The following is a 24,578-nucleotide window of genomic DNA, read 5'->3' as shown; positions in this document are numbered from 1 at the left end:
TAAATTGTTGATTATTAGAAATGGAGGTGTGATAATATGGAACAACTATTCCAGCAATTAACAAATGGAATATCACTTGGAAGTATATATGCATTAATAGCCCTTGGCTACACTATGGTATATGGAATAATAAATCTTATTAATTTTGCACATGGTGAAATCTACATGGTTGGAGCGTATGTAGGCTTCGCTTTAACAACTTTTCTTGATTTAGGCTTTTTACCTTCTCTATTAATTTCAATGCTAGTATGCAGTATACTTGGAGTGGTTATCGAAAAAGTTGCATATAAGCCAATTAGGAAATCTACCAGAATATCAGCTCTTATCACAGCTATAAGTGTATCTTTATTTTTACAGTATACTATGATGTATTTTGTTGGTCCACAAACAAGAACATTTCCAGAGGTTTTAAAAAGCAAAAGTATCAACCTCTTTAATGGAAATATAGTAGTTGATTTAAAAAACATATATATAATTCTTATTACTATTATATTAATGACTGCACTTCAATACATTGTACGCAATACTAAAATAGGTAAAGCTATGAGAGCAGTCTCTCTTGATAAAGAAGCTGCGGAGCTTATGGGAATAGATGCTAATAAAATAATATCATATACTTTTGCTATTGGTTCGGCGCTAGCGGGGGCAGCGGGTGTGCTTGTAGGAGTTTACTACAATACAATAAATCCATTAATGGGAGCAACCCCTGGACTAAAGGCTTTTATTGCAGCTGTATTAGGTGGAATAGGAATAATCCCAGGAGCTGTGTTTGGAGGCTTCTTCCTTGGTATGACTGAAACCATAGTAAGTGCTTATGGGGGATCAATTTTTAAGGATGCAGTTGCTTTTGCAATTCTCATCTTAGTCTTGCTAGTAAGACCAAATGGACTTTTAGGTAAAGCTATAAAGGAAAAAGTGTAGGAGGGGGGAGAATATGAAAAAAATTAGTAAAGGTAGTATTTTAAGCTGCATTGCAATAATAATTTCTTATTTTATAATTCAAATGTTAATAAATATGGGATTCATTGACTCCTATCTTCAACTAAACATAATATTAGTAGGAATAAATATCATATTAGCAGTTAGCTTAAATCTCATAACAGGCTTTACTGGTCAATTCTCCTTAGGACATGCAGCTTTTATGGCAATAGGCGCATATACTTCTGCGATTTTTACAGCTAAATTTGGTCAACCTTTTATAATATCAATAGTAATCTCTGGTATAATAGCAGCTATTGCAGGAGTTCTTATTGGAATCCCAACACTTAGACTAAAAGGTGATTATCTTGCCATTGCTACACTTGGATTTGGTGAAATCATTAGGATTTTAGCTTTAAACACTGACTATATAGGTGGTGCAAGAGGGTTTAATGATATTCCACAATATACAAATTGGACTTGGATTTTTATAATGACAGTGGCTACCATAGTACTCACTAGACATTTCATTAATTCGTATCATGGTAGAGCCTGTATATCTATAAGAGAAGATGAGATAGCAGCTGAAGCCATGGGAGTAAATACCACTTATTACAAAGTACTTGCTTTTGCTATTGGAGCATTCTTTGCAGGTACTGCAGGTGCACTGTATGCTAATTATTTCTACTTTATAAAGCCTGATTCATTTGGGTTTATGAAATCTATTGATATATTAGTTATTGTTGTGTTTGGAGGAATGGGAAGTATTGCTGGTTCAGTAGTTGGTGCAATTGCACTATCCATTATTTCAGTGTTTCTTCAAAATATACCAGAGCTAAGAATGGTTATTTACTCACTTATTCTTTTTGCAATTATGGTATTTAGACCAACAGGACTCATGGGAAATCAAGAGTTCAAGCTATTTAGAAAGGGGGCTAAGCCAAATGCCGGTGCTTAAGGTAAACAACTTATCAAAATCTTTTGGGGGAATAAAAGCAGTATCTAATGTAAGCTTAAACATAGAAAAAGGAGAAATCATTGGACTAATTGGACCTAACGGTGCAGGTAAGACCACCTTTTTCAATTTATTAACAGGAATGTATACTCCTACTTCTGGAGATATTCTATATGATTTAAAAAGGAAGGCTACAACAAAAGAGCTAAAACCTCATAAAATAATACACTATGGTGTGGCTAGAACATTTCAAAATATAAGGCTTTTTAAAAATATGTCAGTAGTAGATAATGTGCTTATAGGTTTTCATCAAAGTTTAAAATACGGTGTGGCATCAGCTTTATTTAGACTACCATCATACTTTAAAAACGAAAAAAATACTTTTGAAGAGGCACTACAGCTTCTTGAAAAGTTTAACTTATTAGATAAAAAAGACGAGCTTTCAAAAAATCTTTCTTATGGAGACCAGAGAAGGCTTGAAATAGCAAGAGCATTGGCAGGAAATCCTCAGCTTCTACTTCTAGATGAGCCTGCTGCAGGTATGAATCCTAGGGAAACAGCAGAGCTTAAGGAGCTTATCAAATGGATTAGAGAAAGCTTTGATCTTACAATTATAGTTATAGAGCACGATATGTCCTTAGTTATGGAACTGTGTGAAAGGATATTTGTTTTTGATTATGGAATTCTAATTGCTAGTGGCACTCCAGAGGAAATACAAAGTAATAAAAGAGTAATAAAGGCTTATTTAGGTGAGGAGGAAGAATAATGCTAGAGCTTACAAATGTAAATGTATATTATGGGGGGATTCATGCATTAAAAAACATAAGCCTTAAAGTTGAAGAAGGGGAAGTGGTTACACTTATCGGAGCTAATGGGGCAGGGAAAAGTACTACCCTAAAAGCCATATCAGGCTTAGAAAAACCAAGCAATGGGGAGATTAAGTTTAATGAAAAGAAGTTAAATTCTTTAAATCCACCGGACATAGTTAAGATAGGTATATCTCATGTGCCTGAAGGTAGAAGGATTTTTTCTAAAATGAGTGTTATGGAGAACCTTGAAATGGGAGGTTTTACAAGAAAGGATAAATCTGAAGTCAACAAGGATTATGATAAAGTATTTTCATTGTTTCCAAGACTCTATGAAAGAAAAGAACAAATGGCAGGGACTTTGTCTGGAGGGGAACAGCAGATGCTTGCCATTGGTCGTGCGCTTATGTCAAGACCTAGACTTTTACTATTAGATGAGCCTTCAATGGGACTTGCGCCAATAGTAGTAAAAGAAATTTTCTCAATTATTAAAGACATTAATAAGGCTGGGACTACAGTATTGCTAGTAGAACAAAATGCACATATGGCACTAAATGCTGCAGACAGGGCATATATCATAAGAAATGGAGAAATGGAGGTAGAAGGTAATGCAAAGGAGCTTTTAAAGGACGAAAAAGTTAAGAAGGCATACCTAGAAGGATAAGAACGAGGCTCAGACATAAAAGGGATTCTTCGCTTACACTTAGAATGACACATTATAGAATACGGCATTTTAAGGTTATAAGTTCGAAGAATCTCTTTAATTGTTTATTCAAATTGACCTTCCAGTTCTGCTAGTACTTGATAATGTAAGGGGCTAGGGTCATGGTCATTAATAAGCTCCATTTTTTCGCCTTTCTTAAGGTTGTTAAAGGTTTCAAATATTACTGGATGCTTATCCTTTGGTGGATAATATTGATTGGCTAGGTTTAAATATCTAATTTAATTAATACTTTGTACTCTTAATCACCTATTTTAGATGGTTTTGAATGCTTGCCAAAGTCAATAAGTTTAACATCAAAGTCTACATTAACCTTTGCCTTTGTGTATTTTTCCATCCAATTATACTTTTCAAAATCTTCAAAAAGTAGAAATTTTCTTCTTGCAATTGAAGACCATAGAAAAGGTTCTCCACCAAACTCTTTCTGAGTTTTTTCAATTAGCTTTTTTGATTCGACTTCAAAATACTTTTCTATGAATTTTTTTAATAACTCCTGATTTTCCTGATTTTCAACATAATCAACGAGACTTGGAATAGCAGATATGCTTATTTTAATGGGAACAATCACATCAATAATAGGGTAATCTTCACTAATACTAATGTCTATTTTTATTCTACCTCTCATTAATTTAGCAGAAATAAATTCACCTTTCTTTAAGGGATCAGGAAAAGTCGTTAGAATATTATCTGTTTTTCTCACTGGTCTTAGGAACATGGCTAGTCTAGTTTCTTTTCCAGTCAATTTCCCAACCATTTTACCTTTCTTAATAACCGCTGAACCTATTAACTGGGTAGGGTTTAGTTCCTCTTTATAAACTTGACCTGCTATGTAATCCCCTATACCTACACTTAATTCTTTTTGAGCACTTTGTATGGTAGTAGCATAGCCTATCAAGTATAGGCTATGGGCATCTAAATTACGCTGAAGGTATCCATGTATATTAGCTAAGGGTATAAACCCTGTGTCTTCCCAAGTAGCAGTCATAAGTTCATAGTATTTACCTATTTGAGCATCAAATTGAGGACTATTTTTGCTAATAAATTCTGATGCTTCCTCCTTACAAACAATTAAATCTATTTCACGTCTCGTGTCTCTATCTCTTTGAGCTGATTCTATTAAATGATATATTTTATCTGTTTTAGCCAATTCCTCACTTACAATTAGAACTTTTGTATGAGAGAATGTGAGACGTCTTGCAAAAGAAATATTAGCTAAATCTTTTGCTGATATAATATCATCTGACAAAAGTGTTATTATTTCACTAGAGTCTTCATTTGTCTGAGAACCAATAGTTGAAGTAACTTGAGGATTAGTAATTTGAAAAGTTATTTTAACCTTGTTATCTTCTCCCTTATCTATACCTATAACTGTAACATAGCCTACTTCTTCTATCTCCATTTTGTCCCAGCATCCAGTTAAAAATATTACTATTACTAATATAGTAATAATTTTAGTCTTTTTCATTTTTAAATTCTCCCTTCAATTTAGCTATAATCCATAATAGAATCGGTAGACCTGCAATATATACCCATAAATATTTAATAGCGGTAGTTCTAAAAATCAAAATGTACTTTGTATAATTTTCGGGTAATATTGCAATGATGAAAATTATAAAGCCAATAAGAGGTATTAGTGTTTTCTTGCGATTTGTTTTTAACAAAGTAGTAGAGATTTCTGCTATAACATAGATAAATATACTAAAACGTACAGAAGAGATAATTGCCCAAAACCCTAAGTACAAGACCTCCGTATTAGTAATGAATCTTCCTATTTCAACTAAGCGTGTTATCTGATGAAAGGGGTAATTCATGTTAATAAACGTAAGATATCCAAAAACGGTTATGTAAGTTAATGTATATAAAGCTATTTGTAAAACAGAGATACTTAGCCCCCATAATGTTGCAGATTTAAATTCCTTGTAAGTCCTAACCTTAGGGAAAAAAACAGCTAAAAAGAGAAGAGTATCATAGATAGTTGTACTCGTAATGCTTGTTTTCAAAAGTACTCCAAGACCAGGACCACCTATGGGAAATATCTGATTGAAATCCATTTGCACCCATATGGTAGGTATCAATAATAAAATCACTACCTGCATATAGGGATACACAAACCAACACAAGCTTCCTAGTACAGTAAATCCTCTACTAGCTATATAGCAGCTAGTAACTATTAGTAGGAATAATATAAAAAGTGATGGAGTTTTTAAATAGAACATTGTGCCAAGGATATCAGCATATTCTCTAGTGCTTAATATAGTGTATTCGAATACAATTAATATTAATGCAATAGTAAATATATATCCAAAGAACTTGCCAGCTACATGAAAAATAACATCAATTAAATTCTTGTTTTTATAAAGCCTCAGTAAAGAGAAAATGCATGAAAGTGAAGGCATAAAAAAAAGAGCAGAGAGTATGGGAACCATCCAGGCTGCATTTAGGCCTTTTTTTGCAAACATAATTGGTGTTGTGTCAGTAGCCATTGATGCTACGACAATAAATATAACTGAGAAAAATTCTCTAAAACCAATTTTATCATCATATTTCTTTATCATTATTTCACTCTTTTCCTTTAGTTTTTCTTATTAAAGGTTCAAGCTTAGTAATATTTGAAGGCCTAAGTAGCTGCTTCCAGCTAGGAGTTCTAATATAAGTGTCATTAGACGATTTATAATAAGGTGCTATTGGAGACATAAAAGGGACTCCAAAGGAAGATAAACTGATTAAGTATGCTAAAAAAGCAGATAATGAAAGAGAAATTCCCAAAAAGCCCAAAAAACCAGCAGCTAATACAAATGCAAATCTAAGTAGCCTTGTAGCATAGCTAAGAGAAATATCAGATATAGCAAAGGATGCTAATCCTGTAATGGATACTATAATTACTAAAATAGGGCTTATTATATTTGCTTGTACAGCAGCTTGGCCTAATATAAGTGCGCCTACAATACCTATAGTTGAACCCATGGTATTAGGTACTCTTATTCCTGCTTCTCTAATGAGTTCAAATGATAGTTCCATAAAAATTACTTCTACAATAAGTGGAAAAGGCAATGTTTCTCTAGTTCCTGAAATAGCTATAGCGAGATCAGTAGGTATCATTTCAATATGATAATTAGCTATAGCTACATGTATAGCGGGGGTTAATAATGTTAATATCAATGCAATAAATCTTGAAATTCTGATAAAGTTTCCATAAGGCCACCTTAAGTACTGATCTTCTGATGTATGGAGAAGTGACCAAAAAGTAATGGGTAGTACTAAAGCAGCAGGAGAACCATCCATAATCAACACTATATGCCCTTCGTTTAAAAAAGAAGCAGCCCTATCAGGACGTTCTGTATATAAAATTGAAGGAATCAAAGAATAACTTCTTTCCTCTATTAATTGGTGAAGAATAGAGATGTTTAATACCAGATCAACTTCTATACTCTTTATTCGCTTTCGAACATTTTCTACTAGGTCAGGATCCGCAATTCCTTCAATATACATCATATACACGTCATTCTTACTTTTAAGGCCAACCTCGATACCTTCGGATATTAAATTAGCGTACTTATAGTGTTTACGAATAAGTGAACGGTTTACCTGAGCAGATTCTATAAAAGATTCTTTAGGGCCCTTTACCACATTTTCTGTTTCTGGCTTTTCTACTTGACGATGCTCAAATTCTGATGTTGAAATATAAATTGCCTCTGTGGAGCCTTCAATAAGTAATACTGTATCGCCTTTAACTAAAGAAGTAGTCATGTCAGAGATACTAGATATTTTCTCTGCATTTTTTGTAGTAGTGATTCTTTTTATTATATAGGCTGCAACATCACCGTCTATATCTGAGGCACTATCATTCATTAAGGGTTTGATTATATCATCAGTTATGGTGTTTATACATGCTGTACCCTGTACATAGATAATTACCGCATCTAAATCAAATGCCTTTATATGTAATGGACGAATAATAAAATCCTTATTTTTAGGATAGAAAAATATTTTTTTGAAAGCATCTAAGTCTACCCATAGGTTTCCGGTGAGTTTTTCCATAAAAATTCACTCCATATTATTGGTAATCTATTGATATAGTATTGCCGCTAGAAGAACTAAATATTATCCTAAAAATTGAGGATTTTCCTGATTGTCTGTTCGTATTGCTTTTTGCAGAATTGTGAGGCGAATCTTAGGACTGCCTTCTTTAAAATCATGAGAGTATCTAGTTTTACAGTTTATACATTCTAAATATTCCTTGCTGTTCAACAGTTCTCTATAGTCAAATAGAAAAGGTAGTTCTTTTTCTTTTTCACTCCAATTTTTAGTAAGAGGAGTGTCTAGCTTATAATTATATAAAAAAGTGGCTTCTCTTCTCATTTCAAAATTCACACCTTTACATTCAGGACATACTAAATATTTGTCTGTATCCATAATTCACATTCCTTTCTAAAATATAATTTTGAATTCACATGGTATTTAGGAAAGCCCGAGATTTATTTTATTATTGACATAACAGGGAATATGTATTACAAATTTTATTATCAGAATATATCCCAATTATTGTATTCTACGGTTTTATGTGTTGTACTTAGAAAACTATTTAAATAATTTTTCATAGTGATATAATCATAATAGTATACAAAAAATTTTTATTTGCTTTTAAACTCATCATAAGGGGGACAAAAATGGACAATAAGCAAAGAAGAGACTTAATTCTTAATGGAGATATTTATAAGGTAATAATCACATTATCTATACCAATTATGATAAACAATTTAATCCAAACCCTTTACAATTTAGCAGATGGAATTTGGGTTAGTAAGATTAGTTCTGTTCATTTTGCTGCAACATCCTTTGTTTGGCCAGTGAATTTTCTTTTTATTTCTTTTGGAATAGGGATATCTATAGCAGGAACTTCTATATTATCCCAGCTAATTGGTGCAGGAGATTATGAAGAAGCAAACAAATATTCCAGTCAACTTGTTGTAATATCATTAATATTTTCTATATGCTTTACTATTATAGGGTATTTATTAAGTCCTCATGTAATCAAACTGATGGGAGCTACAGGAGACCTTGCTGAGTACAGCAATATATACTTAAGAATTACTTTTTTAGATATGCCTTTTATGTTTTTGATTTTTAATTTTAATTCGATTATGAACGCACAAGGAAACACAGTACTACCAACTGTATTAAGTGGGATCAGTGCCATTTTAAATGTAGTGCTAGACCCTATATTCATATTTACTTTTAATATGGGTATTGCTGGGGCTGCTATTGCCACGTTGATTTCAAGGGCCTTATTAGCTTTTGCAGGAATATACATATTGTTTAAATCTCAAACTATGATTAAACCTACTTTCAAAGGATTTAGATTTGACAATGAAGTTATTAAGAGAATCATAAGTGTTGGAGTGCCTTCTTCAATTGGTCAAACTGGTTCTGCATTAGGATTTATGGTGCTCAATAGCTTTATTACATCCTATGGTACTGCTACTATGGCTGCCTATGGAATGGTAAACAGAATAAACTCACTAATTATGCAGCCAGCCATGGGAGTTGGCGCAGCATTAACATCTATTGTTGGGCAAAACCTTGGCTCAGGACAAACAGATAGAGTTAGAGAAGCTTTTAAAAAGTCTTCCATATTTACTATAGGCTTTTCAGTAGCTGGACTCATTTTGTTTTTATTATTTGATAAAGAGATAGTAAACTTCTTCATGCAATCTAAAGATGATCTAGAGGTTATTGACCAGGGAGTTAGCTATCTTAGATACATTACTCTTTCACTACCTCTAATGGGTATGTTTAGTGTATTTCAAGGTATATTCCAAGGTTCAGGTCACACTAAATATTCAATGGCAATGGAAGTAGGACGATTATGGTTTGTTAGACTACCTATGATACTGATATTCAAGCATTTTACTGATATAGGGTCTACGGGAATTTGGTTCTCCATGAGCTTTAGTAACTTAATAATATGTTTATATGGTCTTGCAGTCTATAAAAGAGGGCAATGGCAAAGAAAAGTTATTCGAACTGTTTAAAGATAGTAGAGCGATAGTTCAATAATAGTGTAACGATAGTTTAATGATTGTTAAACTACTGTTCCCTTACTATTGAATTATCGTTTATTTTTGTTTAAGAAAAAGCGTACATAGTATATTTTTTTGGGTATAAAATAAAGATAGTATTTAGTGTTAAATTGAATTATAATTAGGATTATGTTTTATATAGGAGGTTTTTTAGTGATAGAATTAGGTAAGTTTCAAAAATTACAGGTTGTTAGAAAAGCAGAGTTTGGAATATATTTGAATACAAAGGAGCGTAAATCTGAATCTGATATACTGTTACCAATTAAGCAGGTACCAGAAGGTATTGATAAAGGTGACGAAATTGAAGTATTTGTTTATAAAGATTCAGAGGATAGATTGATAGCTACTACAAAGAAGCCTAGGCTTGTAGTAGGTGAAATAGGAATGCTTAGAGTGGTGGAAACTACTAGAATAGGTGCATTTTTGGATTGGGGGCTAGATAAGGATTTATTGTTGCCCTTTAAGGAGCAAATAGGAAAAGTAGAAAAAGGTAAAGAATACTTAGTAGGGCTATATGTGGATAAAAGCAATAGGCTTTGTGCAACTATGAAGGTCAATAGAATTCTAAGTAGTGATTCTCCTTATAAAGTAGACGATAAAGTTAAAGGGATAGTATACAGAATAAACAAGGAAATGGGAGTATTCGTAGCTGTAGATAGTAAATATGATGCCATGATACCTAAACATGAGATTTATTGGACCTACAGAATTGGAGATAAAATAGAAGCTAGGGTCACAAAAGTAAGAGAAGATGGGAAGTTAGCACTAAGCCTTAGAGAAAAAGGACAAAAACAAACTGACGAAGATGTAATACGAGTCTTAACTAAGATGATTAAAAACGGTGGAGTGTTAATGTTAAATGATGATAGTTCACCAGAGGAAATAAAGGAACAGCTAAATATGAGTAAAGGTGCATATAAAAAAGTTATTGGGAGACTCTTAAAAGAGAGAAAAATAGAGATTATAAAAAATGGGGTCAAATTATTGTAGATGATAATAAATATCACTTGCAAACCATTATCAAAAATAGTATAATATCATTGGCTGCTGGATAAGTAAAAATAATTAGAGGAGGAATTTTATTTGGCAAGACCAATGGGCCCAAGGTTTAAGGTAGCAAGACGCCTTGGTGTTAATGTATTTAATCATCCAAAGGCTCTTAAAAGAGGAGCTAAAAAACTAGGCAAGCAATCTGATTATGGAAAGCAGCTTATGGAAAAACAAAAGCTAAAAGCATATTATGGAATGTTAGAGAAACAGTTTAAACTATATGTGGATCAGGCGCTTTCTTCTAAAGGAAATCCTGGAGAAAGACTAGTTCAAAGGCTAGAATGTCGTTTAGACAATATTGTATATAGACTTGGCTTTGGCTCTACTTTAAGACAGTCTAGACAAATAGTAGTTCATGGACATATACTTGTAAATGGCAAGAAGGTTGACATACCATCATATAAAGTAGAAGTAGGAGATATTATTTCATTAAAAGAAAAATCCAGAAAAAATGAGATGCATAAAGAGAACTTCTATGGGCAGGAAATGAGTTTGAATTATTTAGAAAAAGACCTTGAGAGCTTTTCAGGGAAATTAGTATATATTCCTAATAGAGACGAAATACCAATAGAAGTAACAGATTCTTACATTATTGAGCTTTATTCAAAATAATTAAGTATAACTATATGGTTCATGATATAAATCAGAGAGGGCTTTCTTCTCTGATTTTTTAAGTTACTGAATAATCGACCTGCAAGAAATTAGAAATAGGTAGGTCAAGCTGTAAAATACCTAACATCTGAATCATAATTTTTTGTAATTATTGGACATAATTATTAATAAGATTAATTGTCAAAGTATAGAAGAAGCGAAGTATTATTTTAATATTTGATGACTAAATTATTAATATAATGATGCTTATGGGGTGGTGCTTATGACTACTATAAATATGTTGTCATCTGCTGAAAAGGTTAAGGGACAAGGAGTAGCTTCTGCTTATTTAGAACAGGTAAGCCTTGTTCAAAGTGGCTTGTCAGATAAATACAAAGTAGAGATAAATAAATTTAAGCCTTGTGATATTACCCATTATCATACCGTAGACTTTAAACATTTTTTAAGTCTACCCTTTGCAAAGATTTCAGGGAAAACAGTTGGATGTGTTCACTTTCTTCCTGAAACCCTAGAGGAGAGCTTAGACATTCCCATATTATTTAAAAAGGTATTTTATAGGTATGTAGTAGCATTTTATAACAAAATGGACTATCTGGTAACAGTAAATCCATATTTTATAGATAAACTTTGTGAATATGGGATAGACAGAAGAAAGATAACCTATATACCTAACTTTGTTTCGTCAAAGGACTTTTATCCAGTTGATTTAAATAAAAAGAAGGAGATAAGAGAAAAATACAACGTTTGCACTGATGCTTTTGTAGTATTAGGAGTGGGCCAGGTACAGACAAGAAAGGGAGTTCTGGATTTTGTTGAAATTGCAAAAAATATGCCTGACATTCAATTCATATGGGCTGGTGGCTTTTCCTTTGGAAGAATAACAAGTGGTTACAAGGAATTAAAAGAAATAGTAGAATCACCACCTGAGAATGTTAAGTTTATTGGAATAGTTGAGCGAGATGATATGAATTTAGTATATAATATGTCTGATGTTTTTTTCCTTCCTTCATATAGTGAATTATTTCCTATGGCTATTTTAGAGGCTATGAATTGTCATTTGCCAATAGTATTAAGAGATATAGATATATATAAAAATATATTATTTGATTATTACTTAAAAGCTAGTGATAATAAGGAATTTGAAAAATTATTGAACGCTTTAAAAAATAGTGAGAATAAATACAAGCTTGCCAAAGAAAGGTCAGTTGCTGGAAGTAGATTTTACTCAAAGGAGCATGTACTACAACTTTGGAGAGAGTTCTATGACAACGTAAGTGAGGACTTAAAAGCAAGACGTTTCAGAGGAAAACGATATGAAAAGAAATCCAATTAAGTAATATGATACTGCTTTTTAGTGCAGGAATATCAACTTAAAATATATTTATCAATAGTTGGATATGAGTTTGTATAAATTATGTTTTGAATATTTTTTTTAGGGTATTTAGATATTAAGAATTATAGAATTTCAGATAAGTTAAATAAAAACTAAATAATATTTATGTTAGAATCAAGGACTATAGGAAGAAATTTATTTTGTTCAGGAACTTAACAAAATAAATTTCTTCTTTTTTGTCTATATGAAAACGTAAACTATTCTTGAAAGCTAAATTTCATACTGAAGTCCTATTTTTCTCTATGGTACTTTTTTAGCTATTTAGTATATTTTTTTAATTGATTTTATCTAGGTTTGGGGATTATTATAAAATTTCACTTCAGATTATTATCATATGCCACCTTAATTTAAAATATTATAGGTGGCTTAAAAAGGAGGATTATGCAGAACTTTGTAGAATTATACAATCTAATTAGCTGTTCTTTTTTGGAGGTGAGCTACTATGAAAAGTAAGATATTAATTTGTTTCTGTGTCAGCATTATATTATCTTTTGTTGTAGCGAATGCAACTTCCTCAAATACATTAGATAAGAACACTGTTATTTTGCGTGTTGCGGGGGATAATAATCATCCACCATATGAGTATATAGATGAAAGTGGAGTGTATAAGGGGTTTAATGTTGACATAATGAATGCATTATCTATTGAATTGGGAATAGATATTGAAATTGTACCTATGGAATGGAGTAATGCATTAAAGGCTCTTGAAAGAAAAGAAGTAGATCTTATACAAGGTTTATCTAAAACAAAGGATAGAGAAGAAAAGTTTATATTTGCTTCGCCTACTGTAGTAAACTCCCAAGCAATTTTTGTATTGAAAGAAACAAGTATTATTACAGAAATAGGCGATCTTTCTGGAACACGAGTAGCTCTCCAAGAAGGTGATATAAACCACGAAGTTATTGGTAAAATTCAAAATGTAATTATAGTTCCTAAAAGAAATCAAAACCAAGCTATGGATGCATTATTAAATGGTGAAGTAGATGCTTTTGTTGGAAATAGGCTTACTGGTACATACTATCTTCAAAAGCTGAGAAAGTCTCATTTGGTTAAAATCGTAGGAGAGCCTATGGAGTTAGTAGAATATGGTCCTGCTACATATTTGGGCAATGAAGAACTAATTATTATGTTAAACAAAGGCTTAGCGAATCTAAAGAAGAATGGCATATATGACAAAATATATAGGAAGTGGTTTGGGGAAGAGATTTTTAATAAAAAAGAAGTTATTAGAGCATATATTAAAGAATTTGCCATAATAACTGGGATAGTTTTATTAGTAATCATATTATTTATTGTCTGGAATAAACGCCTAAAAACAGAAGTTAGTAAGAGGACAAATGAACTTCAAGCGGCTAATAAGGATTTGCTTTTACATCAACAGAAAATTCATAGTCTTGCATACTATGATAGTGTCACATCTCTACCTAATAGGCTTTTTTTAATTGAAGCTCTAAATAAAACACTTAACAAGGCTATAGAGGATAATAGCAGATTTGCAATTCTATATTTTGATTTAGATAGATTTAAACAAATTAATGATACATTAGGTCATGACATTGGTGATATAGTATTAGACTTAGTAGGGAAGAGAATAGCTCAAACCATAAGAAAATCTGATATCTTGGCTAGAATAGGTGGAGATGAATTTATAGTTCTAATGCCGGATATAAATAATGAAAAGGAGACAGTTGTTCTAGCTGAGAGGATTATTGAAGGTTTCAGTAAACCATTTGCTATAAATACATATGATCTTTATTTAACTACGAGTATTGGGATAGCTATATATCCAGAAGCAGGAGATACAAGTCAAGCCATAATGAAAAGTGGCGATATAGCTATGTATAAGGCTAAAGATAATGGGGGTAATGGTTACTTTATATATACGAAAGAACTAAGCGAAAAGGAAATGGATAATCTAATCTTAATTAATCAACTAAGACAGGCCGAGCAAAATAATGAATTAAGATTATTTTACCAGCCAATAATAGAGATAAATACGGGCAATATAGTTGGAACGGAAGCCTTGATAAGATGGGAAAAGCCCGGAGAAGGTCTCATTAGTCCTGCCAGATTTATACCATTGGCAGAAGAGACGGGGTTGATAGTTTCTATAGGGGAATGGGTACTTAGAACAGCTTGTAAACAGCATATTGATTGGATAAATAAGGGGTACAAGCCTATAACCGTTTCTGTCAATATTTCTGCAAGACAGTTTCAGCAGCATAATTTCGTAGAAACAATACTGAAAATAATTAACGAAACTAAAATTGATCCTAGTTATTTAGTTTTAGAAATCACCGAATCTACAGCTATTATGAATATAGAATATACTCTTGAGATGCTAAAGAAGTTAAAAGGACTGGGAGTGCAAACATCTATAGATGATTTTGGAACAGGATATTCAAGCTTACATAAGCTAAAAGAGATGAATGTAGATGAGCTTAAGATTGACAAGTCTTTTATTCAAGATTTAAACTTAGATACTAGAAATGAAAAAATAGCTAAAACTATTATAATACTTGCAAATGAGCTGAAGCTAAAAGTAATTGCAGAAGGTGTAGAAACAAAGGAACAGCAGGAGTTTTTAAAAGAAAACGGTTGTATTAATGCTCAAGGATACTATTATAGTAAACCCTTACCAGCTGATGAACTTGAAAAACTTTTTGCATAAAAAATGATGGATTTTTGTCCATCATTTTTTATCTTGTATCTCAAATACATTCCAAGGATACTCCCAATAAGGAAAACTAGTGAAAGTGACAGGGGTATTACTTACTGGATGTATAAAACTTAGTTTATGAGCCCAAAGAGAAATCTGAGTCCATTCTTTCTTTTTGACAAAGATTTTATTGTATTTGTTGTCTCCCCATATAGGAAAACCTGCATTAGACAACTGAACTCTTATTTGATGATGGCGCCCTGTTCTCAAGTCCACTCTAAGGAGACTAATATCACCATATTCATCAGTCTTTTTTGTAGCTATAAGTGTGTAATCTAAAATAGCTTCTTTTGCATTTTTTGTACCTTCTGGTACTACTTTGCTCATATTAATAGTTACAAGCTTTTTCAAATAATCTCTCAATTGGTCATGTGAATAGGGTGGTATGCCACAGACAATCGTAAGATATTCCTTAGTAAGGCTACGCTCTGATATTTGCTTTGATAGAGCTCTATTTGCTTCTTTAGTCTTAGCTAAGACTAATATTCCACCTACAGGGCGATCAAGTCTATGTACTAGTCCCAAATATGGTTTTTTTGCACTATCTAATGCTAGCTGTTCTGACAATAAACTCAGTAAATCTTCGTCCTGTGTCTTATCACTTTGACAAGGTAACTTAGGTGGCTTTTCAACTACAACTATACTTGAGTCTTGAAATAATATATTTATTTTCATTATAAGTTCTCCTTACTCTATATACTCATATTAATTTTTTCAGAAAGATATCTAAATATCAATGGATAATTTTAGGAAAATAATATATTATAGTATTAGATTATACTGGTAGGGGTGAGAAAATGAGTATAGTTGATAATGTATATAAGATGCTTTGTAAGCTAGAGGAAACTATGCCTGAAGGGGTGTCTGCATCTGACATTGGTACTGTCCTTAACATAAGTCGATCCAATGCCAGCAGATACTTAAACGTATTATATAAGGAAAACAAACTAGAAAAGATTCAAGGTAGACCTGTTTTATATAGATCAACTGTTAAGAACTCATCTCACCAATTGGAATCTGATACATACAGCTTAGATAAAATGGTTGGGTCAACTTCAAGTTTAGCTGTATCTATACAAAAAGCTAAAGCAGCAGTGTTATATCCACCTAGAGGTTTACATACTTTAATTCTTGGAGAAACAGGTGTTGGTAAATCTATGTTTGCAGAGTTAATGTATAGATTTGCGATTGAATCTATGGTATTAAAAGAGGATGCTCCATTTATAAGATTTAATTGTGCAGACTATGCTGATAATCCTAACCTACTAACTGCCCAAATATTTGGTGTCAAAAAAGGTGCATACACCGGAGCAGATGCTAATAAAGAAGGTCTTTTAAAAAGAGCACATGAAGGATTTTTATTTCTCGATGAGGTACATAGACTATCTCCTCAAGGACAGGAAATGCTATTTACATATATAGATAAAGGTTTTTTTAGGCCTTTAGGTGCAACAGATGCCGTTGAGCATGCTAATGTGAGGATAATTGCTGCCACTACAGAAAATCCGCAGTCATATCTCTTGAAGACATTTACTAGAAGAATACCTATGGTTATAAATCTACCTTCATTGAGAGATAGAAGCATTATAGAAAGGCATGCTCTTATAGAGACTTTTATAAAAGAAGAATCTTTAAGAGTTAATAAAAGCATATATGTGAACAAAAACTCTTTTATTGCGTATTTGCTTTATGATTGTCCTAATAATATAGGGCAATTAAAAAGCGATATACAATTGGCTTGTGCAAAAGCCTTTCTTAACTATAAGTCAAACAATGATAATTATATACTTATAAGTCAATCTGATTTACCTAATCATGTAATAAAGGGCTTAATGAAAATAAAATATCATAGGAAGGAGATTGAGCAAATTTTATGTTCTACAGGTGATATTCTAAAGTTTAGTCAAGATAAAAAAGATAGAATTTTTATTAGTGATGAGCACAATAATACTGAGGACTTTTATAGTTCAATTGAAAAAAAGCTTGAATCTCTAAAGAATATCGGCATTGATGAAAAAGAAGCTAATGAGATATTGAATATAGATATAGAAACTCGTTTTCAGAAGTATATTGGTAACATATCAGATAAATTTAGAAAAGAAGAACTTTCAAAAGTAGTAGATATGAAAACTTTAGAGGTAGTAGAAGAAATATTATTGCTAGCACAACAAAGCTTAAAAAAGGAATTTGATGAAAAGATATACTCAGGCTTAGCACTACACTTGGAAAGAAGCATAGAAAGAATTAGAAGAGGAGAAAAAATATATAATCCTAAATTGAATTTCATTAGAGTAAACTATGAAGAAGAATTTTTATTTGCCACTAAAATAGCTAAACTAATTGATAATAAATTTGGCATTGAAATACCTATAGATGAGATTGGTTATTTGGCTATGTTTTTCTCAGCTTCATCCTTTATGTCTAATGTTGAAGAAACAGGAAAAGTAAGAGTCCTTGTAATAATGCACGGAAAAACAACGGCAAGTAGTATGGCAGATGTGGCTAATAGTCTCATAGGAGAAGAATATGCAGAGGCTTTAGATATGCCGCTTAGTATGAAACCTGAGACTATGTATGATATAGCAAAAAGAAAAGTGTTAGAAATAGATGAAGGCAAGGGTGTAATATTACTTGTAGATATGGGTTCTCTTAATAGTTTTGGCGATATGATTATGGAAGATACGGGAATAGAATGTAGAACTGTTGATATGATAAGTACTCCATTAGTTATTGATATTTGTAGAAAAGCTATAATGGGATATGAGTTAAGCGAGATTTACGACTCTACTGTAGAGAAAAATTTCCAAGCTAATGAAAAAATAAGAAAAAATAATAAGAGAACCAATGTAATAATTTCTGCTTGCTTCACAGGAGAAGGTTCTTCAAAACGATTAATTAAATTGATAGAAGAACAGATCGGAAGTGAAGGACAAGTCAAACTTATTCCAATAAATATTTTAGATAGTATAAGTTTTATGAAAAGACTAGATGAAATGAAAAAAAGATATAATATTCTGGCTATAATAAGTACAATGGATATGGATACAGGTCATATTCCATTTATACCTGCTATTGAAATACTAGATGGAGTTGGAATATATAAGATAAAAGAAATACTTAAAGAGGAAGAGATGTTTTTCAAAATAGGAAAATCCCTTAATGATCATATGTTAGCTGTTGAGGGAGAAGAAGTAGCAGATAAGGTGAAATATGTAATAAGAAATATTGAAAAAGAATTGAGTGTGAAAGTATCAAATGATGTTAAGATGGGTATTGCATTACATATAAGTTTTCTAGTGGATAATATTTTAAACGGTAACGAGCCTAAGAGTTTTGAAAATCTAAGTGAATATAAGGCTGCACACAGAAAAGAACTGATGCTGATTAAAAAATCTATAAAACCTTTAGAGAATAGCTATAGTATCAGTATTGAAGACAGTGAATTAGCTCATATAGTCAAGTTGTTTTTAATGAATAATACTAGTGTGTAATAGTGTGTTACTAAATTACACACTATTTATTTTTATTACACAGTACAAATTATTATAAATTAATAATAGTGTACATTCTTTTCAGCTCCATTCTGCATAAATCAATGTTTACAAGACCTAGATAAGAATCTGATTATTGAGATAATTGGCACGATTTATGCATTATATATTAGTGTGTTATAACACCAATATATTTAAAGGAGGGTAGAAAAGACATTTATTTGTTAGGGGGAGACATTAATGATTAAAGTTATGCTTGTATGTTCTGCAGGAATGTCCACTAGCTTATTAGTAACCAAAATGAATACGGCAGCAGTAAAGAATGGCATTGATGTTACCATATTTGCGGTAGCAGAAGCAGATGCCAAAAGACAATTTGATGAAGTAGATGTAGTATTACTCGGGCCACAGGTAAGATTTCTTTTACCTAAGATGAAGGAACTTTTAGAGCCAAAAGGGATACCAGTAGATGTAATTAACGGCATGGACTATGGAATGATGAACGGAGAAAAAGTATTAAATCAAGCATTGGAGCTAATGAAAAGGGGAGAAGAGAGTTAATAAAAATAATAAGGGGGATAAGAATGAATAGTTTTATTAGTTTCATGGAAAGACGTTTTGTACCTATTGCGGCTAAAATAGGTGCTCAAAGACATCTTGTGGCTATTCGAGACGGTTTTGTAGCAATTATGCCTTTAATACTAGCAGGTTCATTTGCATTAGTATTCAAAAACACATTGTTTTCATGGATACCTGGTTTGGAAGTCCTAAAGGGAATATGTGATAGCGTGTGGTGGGGAACACTGGCTATTATGACATTAGTGGTAGTATTTAGTGTAGGATATAACCTAGCAAAGGGATATGAAGAAGATAGTCTTGCAGCAGGAGTCATATCAGTTGCTGCATATATCGCAACTCTTCCTCAGGCACATGGAGATGCAGGCTGGGGGTATATTCACTGGGGATATTTAGATTCTAAAGGACTGTTTACGGGATTGATAGTAGCATTGATAGCAACTGAGATTTTTGTAAAGCTAACAAAGAAAAAAATAATTATTAGGATGCCAGATAGTGTACCACCAGCAGTAGGCAAGGCTTTTGCAGCAGTTCTTCCAGGCATCATTGTTTTAACAATATTTGGGACTATAACGTTAGTAATCTCTCTAGCAGGTTTAGGAAGCCTATATGAAATGATATACAATGGAATCCAAAAGCCACTACAAGGGTTTGGGCAAGGTGTAGGTTCTGCTATGTTTTTAACAGCATTAATAAGTCTGTTTTGGTTCTTTGGACTTCATGGAGGCAATATTCTAGACCCTATAATGAACTCATTATATATACCTGCCCTTGAAGCTAATTCAAGTGCTATTCAACAAGGTCTAGCTGCACCTAATGCTATTACTAGAGTATTCTTTGATTCCTATGTGTATCTAGGAGGCTGTGGAGCCACTTTAGCACTTATTATTGCTATATTTATTGTATGCCGTAAGAGAGAGGATTATAAGGCTGCTGCTAAACTATCAGCACCATCAGGAATATTCCAAATCAATGAACCGATTATGTTTGGACTTCCTATTGTTCTTAATCCAATACTAATTATTCCATTCGTAATTATACCGCCGATACTTACACTGGTGGCATATCTAGCAACAGTTACAGGATTGATTCCACCAACATATGTTGCTATACCTTGGATAACGCCTCCTGGAATAGGAGCATTCTTGGCTACAGGAGGAACGCTAAAGAGTTTATTTGCAGGGTTAGTAGCATTGATAAATCTTGCTATAGCTACATTAATCTATTTACCGTTCGTATCACTTGCCGAAAGACAAGCAAGAAAAGAAGACAAAAAAGCTAATGCATAAATATAATACTGTAGTGTTAAAGGGTAGTATGCCCTTTAACACTATAATCATTTACAGTATTATTTAATTAATATTTAGGTAAGCATGGAATGAAAAATGTTACTCAGATAGCGAGCTTATTAATTCTAAGGAGAGAGAGACATGGAATTTGAAATGATTATTATGAACTTGTTAAACTATAGTGGAGAAGCTAGAAGCTATAGCATGGAGGCAATACAATTTGCTAAAGATGGAGAGGTTGAGAAAGCAAAGAAAAGCATAGAAGAAGCAGAACAAAAAATATCTTTGGCTCATAAATTTCAAACAAGTTTAATACATTCTGAGGCTCAAGGAGAAAAGCTAAGTATATCCTTGCTCCTAATACATGCAGAGGATCATCTTATGAATGCTATAACTATAAAAGACATGGCAACAGAGTTTGTTGACTTATATGTTAGGATGAGTAAAATATCAAATGGAGGGTGTTAAAATGCGTAAGCTAGGTGTTTCTATATACCCTCAAAATGCATCTAAAGAAGAAAATATGAACTACTTAGAACTTGCTGCTAAGTATGGGTTCTCTAAGGTATTTACTTGCCTTATTTCAATGAAAGGCAACAAGGATAATTTTATTAGGGACTTTAGTGAGATTATGAATTATGCTAAGACCTTAGGAATGGAAGTAATAGCAGATGTATCTCCTTCGGTGTTTCATGATTTCAATATTGACTATAAAGATTTAAAATTTTTTCATGAGCTAGGTCTAGGAGGTATAAGGTTAGATTTGGGGTTTACTGGACTTGAAGAGAGCATAATGACTTTTAATCCATATGGGTTAAAGATAGAAGTAAATATGAGCAATGGAACTAAGTATATAGACAACATATTGTCCTATGTTCCTAATAAAGATAATCTTGTTGGTTGTCACAATTTTTATCCCCATAGATATACAGGTCTATCAAGAGATCATTTTATGAAGTGTTCGAGAACATATAAGCAATATGGAATAGAGACAGCAGCCTTTATTTCTTCTGAAAATGCAGTTTTCGGTCCATGGCCACTTAATGAGGGGCTTTGCACTTTAGAGGAACATAGAGAACTTCCAATAGAAGTGCAAGCTAAGGACTTATTTAACACTGGCTTAATTGATAATGTAATCATAGCAAATTGCTTTGCTTCTGAAGAAGAGCTGAGGATACTTGGTGAAATGAATAAAGACCTATTATCTTTAAATATTCATATCTATGAGAATGTTCCAGAACTTGAAAGAAAAATCATATTAGATGAAGTTCACTTCAATAGAGGAGATGTGTCAGAGTATATGATACGGTCTACTCAAAGTCGAGTGAAGTATACCGGACATCATTTTGAAGCCTTTAATACTAGAGACATTGAACGAGGAGATGTTTTGATAGAAAGCAGCTTGTATGATAGGTATGCTGGAGAATTGCAAATAGCATTAAAACCAATGAAAAATAGCGGTAAAACAAGTGTAGTAGGAAGAGTTTGCGAAGAAGAAATATATCTTTTAGATAAAATAGGACCTTGGCAAAAATTTATCATTATTGAAAGGGACTAAAGACCTATGATATAATCAATTGTATTAAAATGATTATAGAAGGGAAGCAGTTGATGTATACAATTTTAGATATTATTGCCAAGTTGATTGAAATCGATAAAGAATCTTTGGAGTTATATAAAACACTAAAAGAAAGCTCCAATGTAAACCAACGTGTAAAGCTAGCTGCAGGTGTATTTGCAAGGGAGGAAGAAAGACATATAAAGGTATATGAAGATTTAAAAAATGAGATGTCAAAATTTGAAGATATAACAATTGATTTTGATATATATGATTCGGTATCAAAGATTATCTTAGAATTTAAGAAAGGAATGACTTTTTATGAAGTAGATGAAGTAAAAGAGCTTCTGAACAATACTTTAGCTTTTAGAAAGAAAAAAGTAGCTTTAATCATCAGTATACAAGGTTTATTAGTTAGAAAAATAGAGGATACTAAAACTAGTAGCTACAAAGCACTAACTAGAATAATCGCAGAAGAAGAAGAACATATTAAGATGATAGAAACCTTTCTATAACGGACATAATTAAATCTTAAAGGGAATCCTTGTTAAATAGGATTCTTTTTTGAGTCATTAAAAATTAAATGCTTAAGCTGTGGAGGGATACTAATGTTAAAGGAATTATTAAGAGCTTTTTTCTTTATTTTTGCAGCAGAGATGGGAGACAAGACTCAGATATTAGCTATGACATTTGCAACACAATATAAGGTGCGAAAGGTTTTATTAGGAGTTATCATTGGCTCTGCACTAAACCATGGTATAGCCATAGCTTTAGGCTCCTATCTATCAAATGTAATCCCATTAGACAAGATACAATTAGCTGCCGGATTGATGTTTGTAATATTTGGATTGTGGACACTAAAAAATGATAACGAGGAAGAAGAGAAAAGTAGTAAAAAGAGTTTTGGGCCAGTATTAACTGTAGCTATGGCTTTTTTTGTGGGAGAACTAGGAGACAAAACACAGCTTACAGCTATGACTTTAGGTACAGATGCAAGTTATCCAATTTTTATATTATTTGGAACGGTTTTAGGAATGTTGGCTACAAGCAGCCTAGGCATATTTGTGGGAAGCATAATTGGAGATAAGGTACCTGAGTTTGCAATTAAAATTATTTCATCAGGCATTTTCTTATTCTTTGGTACTGTAAAGCTATTTCAGACAGTTAATCCAAGATTTATAACAGGACTAAATGTTATGATTTACTTTATAATTATAGCTTTATCTGTTTATCTATTATTGAAGCCAACCTTAAAGGCGAGAAAAACAGGAAAGAAACTTCCAATGCAGGAGGCTGCAGCTGCTTTGTATATTCAAGCAAATGAGATTGAAAGAGCCGTAGAGAACATATGTCTTGGGGAATCTAATTGTGGAGCTTGTGCAGGAAGTAAATGTCTTATAGGATTTACAAAAAGAGCTCTAATGTCTGCCATAGAAGAAGGAGTATACATTTTACCTTCCGAATGGGAAGAGTTACCTAAGTATAATAATAAAGATTTCGAACAAGGGAAAGTAATAGAAGCATTAGCTCTTACTCTGTCTCATCTAAAAAAATATGGACATAATGTTGATGAAAACTATGTAGTCAATAAGGCTAGACAGGCTTTAGAGACTATAGCCTTTGGAGAGAAAATTCCTTTTGATGGAAACATTGAAAAATATTATAAAAACATGAAAAAAAGAAACGAAAGAATACACGACAGAGTGAAAAAGAGAGTTGAAGAACAGTTGGCCATGTGAATTAATTAACTTTGTTTAAAATTTTATTGATGGGATATAAATATATTGATTAATATTATTTTAAACATAAGGAGGAAATTACATGGAAAGAATAGTTGGTAAACCAGCATTAGATTTTAAATTAAACGCAGTTATGCCTAATGGCGAGGATTTTGGTGAAGTAAAACTAAGTGATTATAAGGGAAAATGGCTAGTAATGTTCTTTTATCCGTTAGACTTTACTTTCGTTTGCCCTACTGAAATAAGAGCCTATAGTGATAGATATGAGGAGTTTCAGAAAGCAGGAGCAGATGTTTTAGGGATTAGTACAGACAGTGAACATTCACATAAAGCTTGGATAAAGGGTGACCTAGGAAAGCTAAAATTCCCGCTAGCATCTGATAGAACAAAATCTACAGCAAGAGATTATGGTGTTTTGATAGAGGAAGAGGGAATTGCACTTCGAGGACTATTCATAATTGACCCAGAAGGGGTAGTGAGATACTCAGTAGTTCATGACCTTGGAATAGGTAGAAGTGTAGACGAAACCATAAGAGTATTAAAAGCACTGCAAACTGGTGGTCTATGTCCTATAGATTGGAATGAAGGAGAAGAGTTACTATAATAGAGAAATAGAAATTTAACAGGACGCCCAATTGGGCGTCCGACTTTTTTTTGTTGCTTATAAACTC

General features: G+C 32.5%; 23 protein-coding genes. 17 read left to right on the top strand and 6 right to left on the bottom strand.

All coding sequences use genetic code 11. The annotated features are described in order from the left end of the window. Positions 1-36 precede the first annotated feature (36 nt). Genes DW1_RS13485 through DW1_RS13470 form a run of 4 tightly spaced genes read left to right on the top strand, consistent with a single transcriptional unit; the run spans position 37 to position 3,343 of the window. Complete coding sequence (locus DW1_RS13485) at positions 37-921, top strand: branched-chain amino acid ABC transporter permease (RefSeq protein WP_074351300.1); 885 nt, start codon at positions 37-39, stop codon at positions 919-921. A 13-nt stretch (positions 922-934) separates the two neighbouring features. Continuing rightward, positions 935-1,876 carry a branched-chain amino acid ABC transporter permease gene (locus tag DW1_RS13480; protein ID WP_074351298.1) on the top strand — a complete coding sequence of 314 codons (942 nt, stop codon included), beginning with the start codon at positions 935-937 and terminating at the stop codon, positions 1,874-1,876. Further along, positions 1,863-2,639 (top strand): ABC transporter ATP-binding protein, encoded by a 777-nt coding sequence (locus DW1_RS13475; RefSeq protein ID WP_074351296.1) that lies wholly within the window; start codon positions 1,863-1,865, stop codon positions 2,637-2,639. The genes DW1_RS13480 and DW1_RS13475 overlap by 14 nt, the downstream gene beginning before the upstream one ends. Then, positions 2,639-3,343, top strand: a complete 705-nt coding sequence (locus DW1_RS13470) for an ABC transporter ATP-binding protein (RefSeq protein WP_074351294.1) — start codon at positions 2,639-2,641, stop codon at positions 3,341-3,343. Before DW1_RS13475 ends, DW1_RS13470 begins: the two co-directional genes overlap by 1 nt. 104 nt (positions 3,344-3,447) lie before the next feature. Here DW1_RS13470 and DW1_RS13465 read toward each other — a convergent pair whose 3' ends face one another. The 5 genes from DW1_RS13465 to DW1_RS13445 form a co-directional block, all read right to left on the bottom strand. Further along, positions 3,448-3,621 (bottom strand): DUF2249 domain-containing protein, encoded by a 174-nt coding sequence (locus DW1_RS13465; protein ID WP_074351308.1) that lies wholly within the window; start codon positions 3,619-3,621, stop codon positions 3,448-3,450. A 20-nt stretch (positions 3,622-3,641) separates the two neighbouring features. Further along, on the bottom strand, positions 3,642-4,865 hold the full coding sequence (locus DW1_RS13460) for a Ger(x)C family spore germination protein (protein ID WP_074351293.1): 1,224 nt from the start codon (positions 4,863-4,865) through the stop codon (positions 3,642-3,644). Then, positions 4,852-5,955: a GerAB/ArcD/ProY family transporter gene (locus DW1_RS13455; protein ID WP_074351292.1), complete on the bottom strand. Its 1,104-nt coding sequence runs from the start codon at positions 5,953-5,955 to the stop codon at positions 4,852-4,854. The genes DW1_RS13460 and DW1_RS13455 overlap by 14 nt, the downstream gene beginning before the upstream one ends. Positions 5,956-5,959: 4 nt before the next feature. Beyond that, the gene (locus DW1_RS13450) at positions 5,960-7,438 is read right to left on the bottom strand and encodes a spore germination protein (RefSeq protein ID WP_074351291.1); all 1,479 of its coding nucleotides are present in this window, start codon (positions 7,436-7,438) and stop codon (positions 5,960-5,962) included. 63 nt (positions 7,439-7,501) lie between these two features. Then, entirely contained in the window at positions 7,502-7,813 is a 312-nt protein-coding gene (locus DW1_RS13445; RefSeq protein ID WP_074351290.1) for a hypothetical protein, read from the bottom strand. Positions 7,814-8,067: 254 nt separating this feature from the next. Between DW1_RS13445 and DW1_RS13440 the strand changes: the two genes are divergently transcribed. The 5 genes from DW1_RS13440 (at position 8,068) to DW1_RS13420 (ending at position 15,206) form a co-directional block, all read left to right on the top strand. After that, a complete protein-coding gene (locus DW1_RS13440) occupies positions 8,068-9,432 on the top strand; it encodes an MATE family efflux transporter (protein ID WP_074351289.1) in 1,365 nt (454 codons plus the stop codon). A gap of 201 nt (positions 9,433-9,633) precedes the next feature. Then, entirely contained in the window at positions 9,634-10,470 is an 837-nt protein-coding gene (locus DW1_RS13435) for a CvfB family protein (protein WP_074351282.1), read from the top strand. Positions 10,471-10,563: 93 nt separating this feature from the next. Beyond that, the gene (gene rpsD / locus DW1_RS13430) at positions 10,564-11,142 is read left to right on the top strand and encodes a 30S ribosomal protein S4 (protein ID WP_074351280.1); all 579 of its coding nucleotides are present in this window, start codon (positions 10,564-10,566) and stop codon (positions 11,140-11,142) included. Between the two features lie 262 nt (positions 11,143-11,404). Next, on the top strand, positions 11,405-12,475 hold the full coding sequence (locus DW1_RS13425) for a glycosyltransferase family 4 protein (RefSeq protein WP_074351278.1): 1,071 nt from the start codon (positions 11,405-11,407) through the stop codon (positions 12,473-12,475). A 502-nt stretch (positions 12,476-12,977) separates the two neighbouring features. Further along, positions 12,978-15,206, top strand: coding sequence for an EAL domain-containing protein (locus DW1_RS13420; protein ID WP_074351276.1), 2,229 nt, complete (start codon positions 12,978-12,980; stop codon positions 15,204-15,206). 21 nt (positions 15,207-15,227) lie between these two features. On the opposite strand, the gene DW1_RS13415 is transcribed toward DW1_RS13420, so the two are convergent. Further along, positions 15,228-15,929, bottom strand: a complete 702-nt coding sequence (locus tag DW1_RS13415) for an RluA family pseudouridine synthase (RefSeq protein WP_074351273.1) — start codon at positions 15,927-15,929, stop codon at positions 15,228-15,230. A 122-nt stretch (positions 15,930-16,051) separates the two neighbouring features. On the opposite strand from DW1_RS13415, the gene DW1_RS13410 reads away from it, so the two are divergent. The 8 genes from DW1_RS13410 to DW1_RS13375 all read left to right on the top strand — a co-directional run bounded on the left by DW1_RS13410 (position 16,052) and on the right by DW1_RS13375 (position 24,511). Beyond that, entirely contained in the window at positions 16,052-18,745 is a 2,694-nt protein-coding gene (locus DW1_RS13410) for a sigma 54-interacting transcriptional regulator (RefSeq protein WP_074351271.1), read from the top strand. Between the two features lie 240 nt (positions 18,746-18,985). Next, on the top strand, positions 18,986-19,306 hold the full coding sequence (locus DW1_RS13405) for a PTS sugar transporter subunit IIB (RefSeq protein WP_074351269.1): 321 nt from the start codon (positions 18,986-18,988) through the stop codon (positions 19,304-19,306). A gap of 23 nt (positions 19,307-19,329) precedes the next feature. Next, positions 19,330-20,610, top strand: a complete 1,281-nt coding sequence (locus DW1_RS13400; RefSeq protein ID WP_074351267.1) for a PTS sugar transporter subunit IIC — start codon at positions 19,330-19,332, stop codon at positions 20,608-20,610. Between the two features lie 141 nt (positions 20,611-20,751). Next, a complete protein-coding gene (locus DW1_RS13395) occupies positions 20,752-21,078 on the top strand; it encodes a PTS sugar transporter subunit IIA (protein ID WP_074351265.1) in 327 nt (108 codons plus the stop codon). Position 21,079: 1 nt separating this feature from the next. Then, entirely contained in the window at positions 21,080-22,168 is a 1,089-nt protein-coding gene (locus DW1_RS13390; RefSeq protein WP_074351263.1) for a DUF871 domain-containing protein, read from the top strand. A 50-nt stretch (positions 22,169-22,218) separates the two neighbouring features. Continuing rightward, a complete protein-coding gene (locus tag DW1_RS13385) occupies positions 22,219-22,683 on the top strand; it encodes a hypothetical protein (RefSeq protein WP_143474427.1) in 465 nt (154 codons plus the stop codon). A gap of 93 nt (positions 22,684-22,776) precedes the next feature. Then, the gene (locus tag DW1_RS13380; RefSeq protein WP_074351259.1) at positions 22,777-23,907 is read left to right on the top strand and encodes a TMEM165/GDT1 family protein; all 1,131 of its coding nucleotides are present in this window, start codon (positions 22,777-22,779) and stop codon (positions 23,905-23,907) included. 82 nt (positions 23,908-23,989) lie between these two features. After that, complete coding sequence (locus DW1_RS13375) at positions 23,990-24,511, top strand: peroxiredoxin (RefSeq protein WP_074351258.1); 522 nt, start codon at positions 23,990-23,992, stop codon at positions 24,509-24,511. Positions 24,512-24,578 lie beyond the last annotated feature (67 nt).

It is taken from the genome of Proteiniborus sp. DW1, assembly GCF_900095305.1.
Taxonomy (GTDB): domain Bacteria; phylum Bacillota; class Clostridia; order Tissierellales; family Proteiniboraceae; genus Proteiniborus.
Note: the sequence above shows the minus strand (reverse complement) of the source record. Positions and strands in the feature narration are given on the sequence as shown.

Bases quoted from the DNA above. Each gene is read 5' to 3' on its own strand.
- DW1_RS13485 (WP_074351300.1), top strand. From the start codon at position 37: ATGGAACAACTATTCCAGCAATTAACAAATGGAATATCACTTGGAAGT.
- DW1_RS13480 (WP_074351298.1), top strand. From the start codon at position 935: ATGAAAAAAATTAGTAAAGGTAGTATTTTAAGCTGCATTGCAATAATA.
- DW1_RS13475 (WP_074351296.1), top strand. From the start codon at position 1,863: ATGCCGGTGCTTAAGGTAAACAACTTATCAAAATCTTTTGGGGGAATA.
- DW1_RS13470 (WP_074351294.1), top strand. From the start codon at position 2,639: ATGCTAGAGCTTACAAATGTAAATGTATATTATGGGGGGATTCATGCA.
- DW1_RS13460 (WP_074351293.1), bottom strand. From the start codon at position 4,865: ATGAAAAAGACTAAAATTATTACTATATTAGTAATAGTAATATTTTTA.
- DW1_RS13455 (WP_074351292.1), bottom strand. From the start codon at position 5,955: ATGATAAAGAAATATGATGATAAAATTGGTTTTAGAGAATTTTTCTCA.
- DW1_RS13450 (WP_074351291.1), bottom strand. From the start codon at position 7,438: ATGGAAAAACTCACCGGAAACCTATGGGTAGACTTAGATGCTTTCAAA.
- DW1_RS13445 (WP_074351290.1), bottom strand. From the start codon at position 7,813: ATGGATACAGACAAATATTTAGTATGTCCTGAATGTAAAGGTGTGAAT.
- DW1_RS13440 (WP_074351289.1), top strand. From the start codon at position 8,068: ATGGACAATAAGCAAAGAAGAGACTTAATTCTTAATGGAGATATTTAT.
- DW1_RS13425 (WP_074351278.1), top strand. From the start codon at position 11,405: ATGACTACTATAAATATGTTGTCATCTGCTGAAAAGGTTAAGGGACAA.
- DW1_RS13420 (WP_074351276.1), top strand. From the start codon at position 12,978: ATGAAAAGTAAGATATTAATTTGTTTCTGTGTCAGCATTATATTATCT.
- DW1_RS13415 (WP_074351273.1), bottom strand. From the start codon at position 15,929: ATGAAAATAAATATATTATTTCAAGACTCAAGTATAGTTGTAGTTGAA.
- DW1_RS13410 (WP_074351271.1), top strand. From the start codon at position 16,052: ATGAGTATAGTTGATAATGTATATAAGATGCTTTGTAAGCTAGAGGAA.
- DW1_RS13405 (WP_074351269.1), top strand. From the start codon at position 18,986: ATGATTAAAGTTATGCTTGTATGTTCTGCAGGAATGTCCACTAGCTTA.
- DW1_RS13400 (WP_074351267.1), top strand. From the start codon at position 19,330: ATGAATAGTTTTATTAGTTTCATGGAAAGACGTTTTGTACCTATTGCG.
- DW1_RS13395 (WP_074351265.1), top strand. From the start codon at position 20,752: ATGGAATTTGAAATGATTATTATGAACTTGTTAAACTATAGTGGAGAA.
- DW1_RS13390 (WP_074351263.1), top strand. From the start codon at position 21,080: ATGCGTAAGCTAGGTGTTTCTATATACCCTCAAAATGCATCTAAAGAA.
- DW1_RS13380 (WP_074351259.1), top strand. From the start codon at position 22,777: ATGTTAAAGGAATTATTAAGAGCTTTTTTCTTTATTTTTGCAGCAGAG.
- DW1_RS13375 (WP_074351258.1), top strand. From the start codon at position 23,990: ATGGAAAGAATAGTTGGTAAACCAGCATTAGATTTTAAATTAAACGCA.